Origin of the sequence: Anabaena sp. UHCC 0204 (assembly GCF_009711975.1) — a bacterium.
Classification (GTDB): Bacteria; Cyanobacteriota; Cyanobacteriia; order Cyanobacteriales; family Nostocaceae; genus Dolichospermum.
The window spans coordinates 39204-48037 of sequence record NZ_VIKW01000031.1 but is presented as its reverse complement, the minus strand read 5'-3'; the positions used below and the strand labels follow the sequence as shown (position 1 = coordinate 48037).

General features: G+C 37.3%; 7 protein-coding genes. 4 read left to right on the top strand and 3 right to left on the bottom strand.

Translation table 11 applies throughout. The features are described 5' to 3' along the window. Window positions 1–541: 541 nt before the first annotated feature. A complete protein-coding gene (locus FJR04_RS20450; protein WP_168498211.1) occupies window positions 542–787 on the top strand; it encodes a UPF0175 family protein in 246 nt (81 codons plus the stop codon). Beyond that, window positions 784–1269 (top strand): DUF3368 domain-containing protein, encoded by a 486-nt coding sequence (locus FJR04_RS20445; protein WP_168498209.1) that lies wholly within the window; start codon window positions 784–786, stop codon window positions 1267–1269. Before FJR04_RS20450 ends, FJR04_RS20445 begins: the two co-directional genes overlap by 4 nt. Before the next feature lie 104 nt (window positions 1270–1373). On the opposite strand, the gene dnaG is transcribed toward FJR04_RS20445, so the two are convergent. After that, window positions 1374–3284 carry a DNA primase gene (gene dnaG / locus FJR04_RS20440; protein WP_168498207.1) on the bottom strand — a complete coding sequence of 637 codons (1911 nt, stop codon included), beginning with the start codon at window positions 3282–3284 and terminating at the stop codon, window positions 1374–1376. A 13-nt stretch (window positions 3285–3297) separates the two neighbouring features. Then, window positions 3298–4200, bottom strand: coding sequence for a DUF4351 domain-containing protein (locus FJR04_RS20435; RefSeq protein ID WP_168498205.1), 903 nt, complete (start codon window positions 4198–4200; stop codon window positions 3298–3300). 187 nt (window positions 4201–4387) lie between these two features. Between FJR04_RS20435 and FJR04_RS20430 the strand changes: the two genes are divergently transcribed. Both FJR04_RS20430 and FJR04_RS20425 read left to right on the top strand, forming a co-directional pair. After that, window positions 4388–5737: an N-acetylmuramoyl-L-alanine amidase gene (locus FJR04_RS20430; protein ID WP_168498203.1), complete on the top strand. Its 1350-nt coding sequence runs from the start codon at window positions 4388–4390 to the stop codon at window positions 5735–5737. A gap of 122 nt (window positions 5738–5859) precedes the next feature. Beyond that, window positions 5860–6519 carry a rhomboid family intramembrane serine protease gene (locus FJR04_RS20425; RefSeq protein WP_168498201.1) on the top strand — a complete coding sequence of 220 codons (660 nt, stop codon included), beginning with the start codon at window positions 5860–5862 and terminating at the stop codon, window positions 6517–6519. Between the two features lie 106 nt (window positions 6520–6625). On the opposite strand, the gene FJR04_RS20420 is transcribed toward FJR04_RS20425, so the two are convergent. Beyond that, window positions 6626–8821 (bottom strand): tyrosine-protein kinase domain-containing protein, encoded by a 2196-nt coding sequence (locus FJR04_RS20420; protein ID WP_168498199.1) that lies wholly within the window; start codon window positions 8819–8821, stop codon window positions 6626–6628. Between the last annotated feature and the right edge of the window lie 13 nt (window positions 8822–8834).

Here is an 8834-nt window from a genome sequence, read left to right as displayed (position 1 = left end):
GTGGTCTGGCTTAAATACGACTTTTTCAGCAAGCCCTAAATATTTATGATAATTCCGAAATTACAGCAGATTCCACTCTTTTGAGATACAAACTTAAATTATTAAACTCTTGTGGTGTGGGCATCGTGACGGGTAGAAGTGTACCTCCTAACACCGGGAAGTGCTGTATGTTATTGTTCTAATTCTGAAAATGATAATAACCTGATTCTGACAATTATTTAAATGATAAAATACTCTAGATCATGATGAAAAAAAATCCTGTAAATCCTTAAATTCTGTAAATTATCTCGACTCCGCGGTAGTTGAGCGGAGTCGAAACTCGATAACCACCTGATTCTGACAATTATTTAAATGTTGGGTTTCCTTACGTCAACCCAACCTACGGAATTTAAAAATTAGGTTTCTCAGGATAGAAAAATAGGTAAAGTTATCGTTTATAATAGTTAGGGAATACTCTTGTTGATTTATCAAAATAGTGGAATTTGGGAAAGTTTCAGGGCTTATTTTGTATAAAATTTGCTGTTTGTAAGGAGATGAAATTATGAGTTTAACTATTTCTGATGAGGTGCTAAATTCTAGCGGAATGACAGGGAGTGAATTATTAGTAGAAATTGCAATTATGCTATTTTTACAAGAAAGGGTTAGTCTGGGTAAGGCTAGTAAAATCGCTGAAATGAATTATGTAGAGTTTCAAGAATTACTTGCAAAACGCAATATTTCTATGCACTATGATGTTGAAGAATTTGAAGAAGATATTAAAACTCTTCAATCTACAGGTTGGCTATGATTGTTGTTAGTAATACTTCGCCAATTAGCAGTTTAGCAAAGATTAATCAATTGTCTTTGCTTGAATATATTTATGGTCAAGTGATCATCCCACAAGCAGTATATAATGAATTAACTGATATTAGAGCAGGAGAAAAAGTTAATAACGCCCTAAAAAATGCAAATTGGATAGAAATAAAAAGTGTTATTAATAAGCAATCAGTCAGAAAATTAGATTTAAATTTAGATCAAGGAGAAGCTGAAGCTATTATATTAGCTGTAGAATTAAATGCCAATCAACTATTAATTGATGAAAGGTTAGGAAGACGAGAAGCAGTAAAATTAGGATTGTCTTTAACAGGCATATTAGGTATGCTTTTAATTGCTAAGAAAAGAGGATTAATCAGTAATGTCAAATCATTAATGGATGATTTAATTTCTCAAACAACTTTTAGAGTTGGTGAGAAACTCTATGATCGTATTTTGAAACAAGCAAATGAATAATGTCTGATAGCGTAGTAATGTAGGTTGGGTTAAGCGACAGCGCAACCCAACAAAGTTCCGAAAATGTTGGGTTTCCTTGCGTCAACCCAACCTATATAAATAGTTTAAATTAAGTCAGTTATAGAAAATTGTCGCTGTTTTTCAAGGTCTTGTAAATGGATTTTTTCTATATATATGGCTTCAACATAATATTTATCTTTTTCTGGTTCAGCTTCAGGATCTATTTTTTCCCATTTTTCCATAAAGTAACGATAGCGTTTTTCTCGGAATACTCTTTCCATACAAGCTAATGCTGCTTGGATAACGTGAGGAGTTCGCAAGATTTCTGTTTTATTTTTTTCATTGAGATGAAATAAATGAGAAACTACTTCTAACTCTTCTGCTAATTCTAAATATCTATTTTGCACACTAGAAATTAAATCAACTTCATCAATTGTAAATTCGGCAATTTGTTGCCATAAAAAGCGATGATGAGAAAGACTAAATTCTAAATTGCGGGTTTCTAAATCATCAATAATTGTTTGTCGCTGTTGGGAAGAATGCAGATAGATGATTAATAATAATGCTTCGGCTCGTTCTAGTAAACTGCGTTCTGTGGTTACTAAAGATAGCTTTGGGGTTTTAGTAGGTGGTTTACTTGTGCGGGAATTTAAGGATTTTATACTACTAGGTTTAATTTGAGTTAAAAGATTTTCAACTCTTAAAGGTATGAGTCGAGTATCTCCTAAACTTAGGATTTCTGCACAGTAGGAAACATAATAATTAAGTGTATCACTATTATCTATATTTTGTAATATTTTAACTATTTGTTGGGTGACTTGTTGAAAGTCGGTGGCTTGTTTTAAGTCTCGATTTTCAATAATTTTATGAATTTGCCAATCTAGCCAAAGTGGTGCATTTATTAATAGTTGTTGATAATCTGCGGAAGTATGACTATGTAGATATTCGTCAGCATCTTTACCATTAGGTAAATTGAGGATTTTTAATTGTACTTCGCCTTTATATGCTAAGGTGGCAATCTCACCAATTGCTCTTTCTGCGGCGTTGATTCCGGCTTTATCTGCATCAAAATTAAGGATTAATTGTTTGGATTCGGTGTAACGTAATAGTAGCCGTACTTGTTCTATGCTTAAAGCTGTACCCAGGGAAGCAACAGCATTATTAATTCCTGCTGCATGGAGAGCGATCGCATCAAAATACCCCTCTACAACTACAGCTTGATCTACTTTAGAAATACCGTCTTTGGCTTCATCTAAAGCGAATAAGGTTTTCCCTTTACTAAACAGTTCTGTTTCTGGAGAATTGAGATATTTAGGCTGTTCATCCGTTAAAGTTCTGCCACCAAAAGCAATTACTCTACCTTGAATATCACGAATGGGAATCATTAAGCGATCGCGGAAAACATCATAATATCCGCCCCCTTCTTTCCGGGGTTTAATTAATCCCGCTTGTTCTACCAATTGCACAGGATGATGTTTACTTTCTACCAAATAACGGTAAAGTGTTTCCCATCCAGGTGGTGCATAACCTAACCCAAATTGTTGAATTGTTGATTGTTGAAATTGACGACTTTGTTCTAAATATTCTAGGGCTTTTTGTCCTTGAGATTGTCTTAAAGTGTGTTGATAAAATTGAGCAGCGGAAGCCAAAACAGTATATAATTGTTCACGTAGAGATATCTGTCGTTGAAATTCTTGCCTTTGTTCAGGTTCTAAAGTTTTAACAGGAACTTGATAACGTTTTGCTAAATCTAGTACCACATCAGCAAATTGGCGTTTTCCCAAATCCATCACAAACTTAATTGCATTCCCCGCTGCTAAACAGCCAAAGCAATAATACATTTGCTTATTAGGACTGACGGTAAAACTGGGGCTTTTCTCATCATGAAAAGGACATAATCCCACAAAATCTTTTCCCCGTTTCCGCAAGACTACATACTCCGAAACCACATCAACAATATCAGCCCGGAGTTTAACTTCTTCAATAGTGTCTGGATGTAAGCGGGGAATTTGCATTAGAGATTAATACTTATAATTGTTTTAACCAAGTTTCTAAATCAGCTACTTCTGAAAAATCTAATAATGCTTCTCCTAATAAATCCAATTGTTCTAAAGATAATCCTTGAATTTGTACAACTAAAGATGAAGAAAGTTCTCCAATTCGACGATTTAGTTGGCGGATAATTACGCGCTGTTCTCCTTGCTGTAGTCCTCTTTCTTCTCCTTCTTGAATAGCTTTTTCCCGGTCTTGCTGGTACAGTGGTGCTAATCGCATAATCAACTCCCTATCATCTGGTTCTAGATTTTGATTGGCTCTCAAGTTCTGCTGGAAATTGTATAGTAATTCTAGCATCACTTTTTTAAATGGGTGACTTGTCGGTAGTGCTGCCAATTCATCAACCGCTTGTCTTTGCACGGTTTCACGTCCCAGAACTCTTAACCACAGAGTTTCTTCAGTGCTGGGTAATTGATGCACAACAATGATGGCTGTCCCTAGAGAATCAGGTAAAAAATGTACTCCAGGCAACCAATCTACCTTTTGAATTGTACCAAATCCTGATAATAGTTTTGTAGATGCGGTTGGGGTAATAATCCATAGTTTGGGAATATCTAATTCTGTAACTGTGGTTTTTTGGCGATTTGCTTGTCTTTGAAATGCACCTCTAATTTCTAATAATTTTAATATGCAACTACATATCTCTTCTTTAGATGCGGGATTCCGAAATGGTTCAAATATAGCAGGTGTAGCGGCTATTGTCCCTAATAATCCTAATACTTTTATATTAGCATTTTGTACAGAAAATGGAGAAAATGAAACGTCAATTTCCCTAGCTTCTCCCGATACGCGACTCGGTGCTTCAACTTTTCCAAAGGGTTTTAGTAATTCCTCAAGATAGTCTTTGGCAAATTGGTCATGGATAAATCGTGTCATTCAATTTGGTTGGGAGTAAAGTTAATTTGCTGAAGTTAATTATAAAATAACGCGGTAAATAGGATTAGTAATCTCAAATTCCTAATTTTAGGTGACTGGGCATAAATTTTCTCAAATTCTTGTTTCTAGATCCAAAATCATAGATAAAATTGCAATTGCTGGGACTTAACAACGGAAATAGGTAAAAATGGGACGTATTTTTATTTCGGCGGCGCATGGAGGCACTGAAGCGGGTAGGAATGACCCTGGTGCGATCGCAGGTGGAACAACGGAAGCCAAGGAAATGATTTTTCTACGGGATTTGATAGTCACAGAACTCCGCACCCGGAACTTGGAAGTTTTAGCTGTTCCTGATGATTTGAGTGCTGCTCAAACGATAGTTTGGATTAACTCTCGCGCTCGTTCCCTGGATATAACTTTGGAAATTCATGCTGATGCTGCTAGTAGTCCCTCTATCCGTGGAGCTAGTGTGTTTTATATTGCTGGTAATGACCAACGAAAAAAAAATGCCGAAACGGTATTGATGGGACTATTGGGACGAGTTCCGCAGTTACCAAATCGTGGAGTTAAGCCAGATACAGATAGTGGTTTAGGTAGTTTACAATTTTGTCGGCAAACAAAGATCGCGGCTTTATTAATGCAAGTAGGTTTTATTAGCAATCCAGAAGATCGAGCTTTACTCCAAAATCGTCGTCGTGATTTGGCGATCGGTATTACTGAAGGAATTACTGCTTGGAATCAGGCAAATAACCCTGATCAACCAACTCCAGTAGTCAGTTATCCTAATATTAATATCAACATCAATGGACAAAATTATCCCGAACAAGGAGCATTAATTAATGGTAATGCTTATATCCCCATTGATTTAGTAGATCGGTTGCGCGTTGACATCACCAAAGTTGCTAATCTAGTGCGTGTTAATTATCGTCAAATCGTTTATATCAAAGCAGTTGATCTCCGCAATTATAATGTTTCTATTGCTTGGGATAGTGCCACCCGGACTGTTAAATTACGTTCAATTTTAGCAGTTTGTCCCGGACAAATTGAACAAATTATTTCTAATGGGAATACATCAGAATTAGAACTACAAATATTTTTGAAAAATAATAATGAAGCTGCTCTTACACAGTTTCCTGAACTTCCTAAATTCTATCGAGAAGAAGCAACTATTGAGGGAGTAAATCATGATTTAGCTTTTTCACAAATGTGTTTAGAAACTGGATTTTTACGTTTTGGTACTGATATTCAACCCCAACAAAACAACTTTGCCGGCTTAGGTGGAGTTGGTGGTGGTGCAGAAGGAGCATCATTTCCTAGCGGCAGAATTGGGGTGAGAGCGCATATTCAACATTTAAAAGCCTATGCCAGTTTAGAACCTTTAGTACAACAAGAAGTAGATCCTAGATTTCGTTTTGTTACCAGAGGTGTTGCTCCTTCAGTACATCAATTATCTGGACGTTGGTCGGCTGATTTAGATTATGGTACAAAGATTACAGCCATACTCAGAAGACTATATGAATCTGCAAATCTTTTGTAAATAGAAAATAGGGAGCAGGGAATAGGGAATAGGTAACTATATAGGTAGTTTTTTGGCAAAATTAAATAAGACTCAGCTATTAAGCGTTATATTGTTATTAATGATGATTAGGAACAACATTTGTGTTTCCCCTCTATGATGAAAACCCCACCCGAACCACCCCATTTTTAACTTATGGGTTGATTGGGATGAACGTTCTTATTTTTCTCCATGAAGTTAGCTTATCAAATGCACAACTAGAGCAATTTTTCCAATTGTATGCTGTAATACCGCAAGAATTAACAACCAATGTTGCTAGTGAGTGGACAACCTTATTTACCTCGCAATTTTTACATGGGGGTTGGTGGCATTTAATTTCTAATATGGTCTATCTTTGGGTTTTTGGTAACAATATTGAAGACCGTTTAGGGCATTTAAAATATCTGATATTTTATCTGATTTGTGGTGCTTTAGCTGCTCTGTGTCAATGGTTTATTGCGATTAATTCTAGTATTCCTTCTTTGGGAGCAAGTGGAGCAATTGCTGGGGTTTTAGGTGCTTACTTAATCTGGTTTCCCCAAGCCAGAATTACCTCTTTAGTCTTCTTAGGTTTTTTCGTGACTACAATCAATATTCCGGCCATAATCATGATTGGCATTTTCTTTATTCAGAATCTCATCTCCGGTGTTGCCAGTCTGCAAGCGGCCGCTAATATGAGTGTAGAAACTGGAGGAGTTGCCTACTGGGCGCATCTTGGCGGCTTTGTTGCGGGCATGATTTTTGCCATCGGTAATCGAGATTAGGGAATTGGGGATTAGTCAGTTGTCAGTTGTCAGTTGTCAGTTGTCAGTTGTTAGTTGTTAGTTGAAAATATCTGCACCCTGCCCCCTGCCTTATTTTAACGCTCACCTACTTTCTGTGTGCAGCAATTGGGACTTCTGGGGATGGGACAATTTCTAATTCTGCATCTTGTGTGGGGATGATGATATCTTCTAATGATTCAAAAACTGGTTCAGCAATTTGTACAGGGATATCGGCGGCATTAATAATTGCTCCTAAGAGATTAATTTCATAGTTCATTAATTGATCAATGGTTTCACCCAGTAAATTTTCTTGTGTATAGTTTGGTCGTGTTACTAACACCATGCCATCACTATAGGACTGAAGTAATAGGGGATCGTTGGAAAAACTGAGACTGCTAGTATCTAAGATTACTAAATCATAACGTTCTCGGACATCTTCCATGAGTCGTTTGATTTCACTAGATTCGATAATTGCGGCGGAGTGAAGAACCGGTCCAGCACTAGGAATAATGTATAAATTTTCTATGTCTGGAACTATGCGGATACATTCACTCAAGTTGGAGTAATACTGTAGTGGTTCAAGGGCAGTATCTTCGTCAAGATTGACATTTAAGAATGCAGCACGGGATGGCGATCGCAAATCGGTTTCAATAATCAAGGTTCTTTTCCCAGCCCTAGCAGAAGCAATGCCTAAGTTATAAGCACTAACTGTTTTCCCTTCTCGACTACTAATGCTAGTAATCAATAATACTTTAAAGTCTTTCCCACCAATGCGGCGCAAATTACTGCGGAATCTTTCATAAAACTCCAAATAGGGAGAATCGGAGTCCAGAATTACTGGGACACCATCTGTATGGAAATCATCTAAGGGCATGATGGGCAATTCTCCCAATAGTGCCACCTCTCGTTCCTTGAGACTGTCGCGGATATCTTCTCTGGTTTTGAAAATTCCTTCTAGAGAACCTAATAAAAAGATGACTCCACCACCAACAACAATACCCATAAAAGAGCCAATAGCTATAGTTACAGGTATATTTTTGGGTTTAACTGCTTTAGCTTCACTGATGGGAGGACTAGAAATACTCAGACTAGATACAGTTTCTGCTTCTGCGGTTTTGGCATCTGTGAGCTTGGCTTGAATTTGGTTATATATAGCTTTTTCGAGTGCAACTGCTTGTTCTAAACGCGATCGCTCTAATTGCTTATTGGGAATCACAGCATACTCTTGACGTAATTTAGCCTCTTGCTGGATCTGCTGATTAAGTTGTTGTTCCAGTGTTTCCTGTTGAGTTTGCAAGGCTACCATTTGGTTAGCTAACCCCTGTCTGGTTGGATCTAAGCTACTTTGAGTCCGAATCCCGGTCAAATCACCTTGAAGAGGAGCAGCCATACCTGCACCACCCAACACCTCATAAGCTCGTGCTTGTAATAACTCTTCCGAGGCTGCTTTCTGACGCTGTAATTGCACCATAGTTGGGTGTTGGGGTCGTAAATCCTTTCTCAGAAAAGCAATTTGTGATTCAACTTGATAAATTTGCGATCGCAAATTCGCAATAATCGGATCAGCACTCAAAGCAGAAGCCACATAAGCCTGATTTACCCCCAACCCTAATTTCCGTTCCAAAGAATTAATTTGAGCTTTAATTCCAGCAATAGCGAATCTAATTTGCCGTTGCTGATTGAGACTAGATGTAATCCCAGACAATAAACTACCATTTTCTGCCGCTAAAATTGCTGGACGTTCCAAGCGATCGTATTTTTCTAATTTCTGCTCGGCTATTTGTAGCGATTTTTTAATCTGTGGTAAACGCTCATTTAGTTTTTCAATAATCGCGGTTAATCTACTAGTATTAATTTCTCCACTTAGCTTCACCATTTCTTGCATTAATCCCAGCAAGACGTCCCTAGCTCTATTACCATCTTGATCTTGATAGCCCAAGATTATAGTTGTAGACGTTGGTTTTCCCAACTTATCTTTACCAGGCATTTTGATCGAGATATTTTTAGCAATAGTTGTTGGTTTTATCCTCATCTTTGCTGCTACCGCTTCAATTACTGGATTCGATAATAAAGTGGCATTTGTTAATTCTCTTCCCTGCTGTTGTATCTCACTACCAGTCTGAGAAAAAGACACAGTTGGTCCAGTATAATTTAACTGCCCTGTGGCTATATATACTGGTGGTGGATCAGGTAGCATTGCCACTACCGTTGAACCAATTACAGCTAAACTAAAACCTGCTAATCCAATCCATTTATACTTTTCAAAAGCAATAAGATAGCGTTTAACAATTGGTGGAGTCATAATAATTTATAAT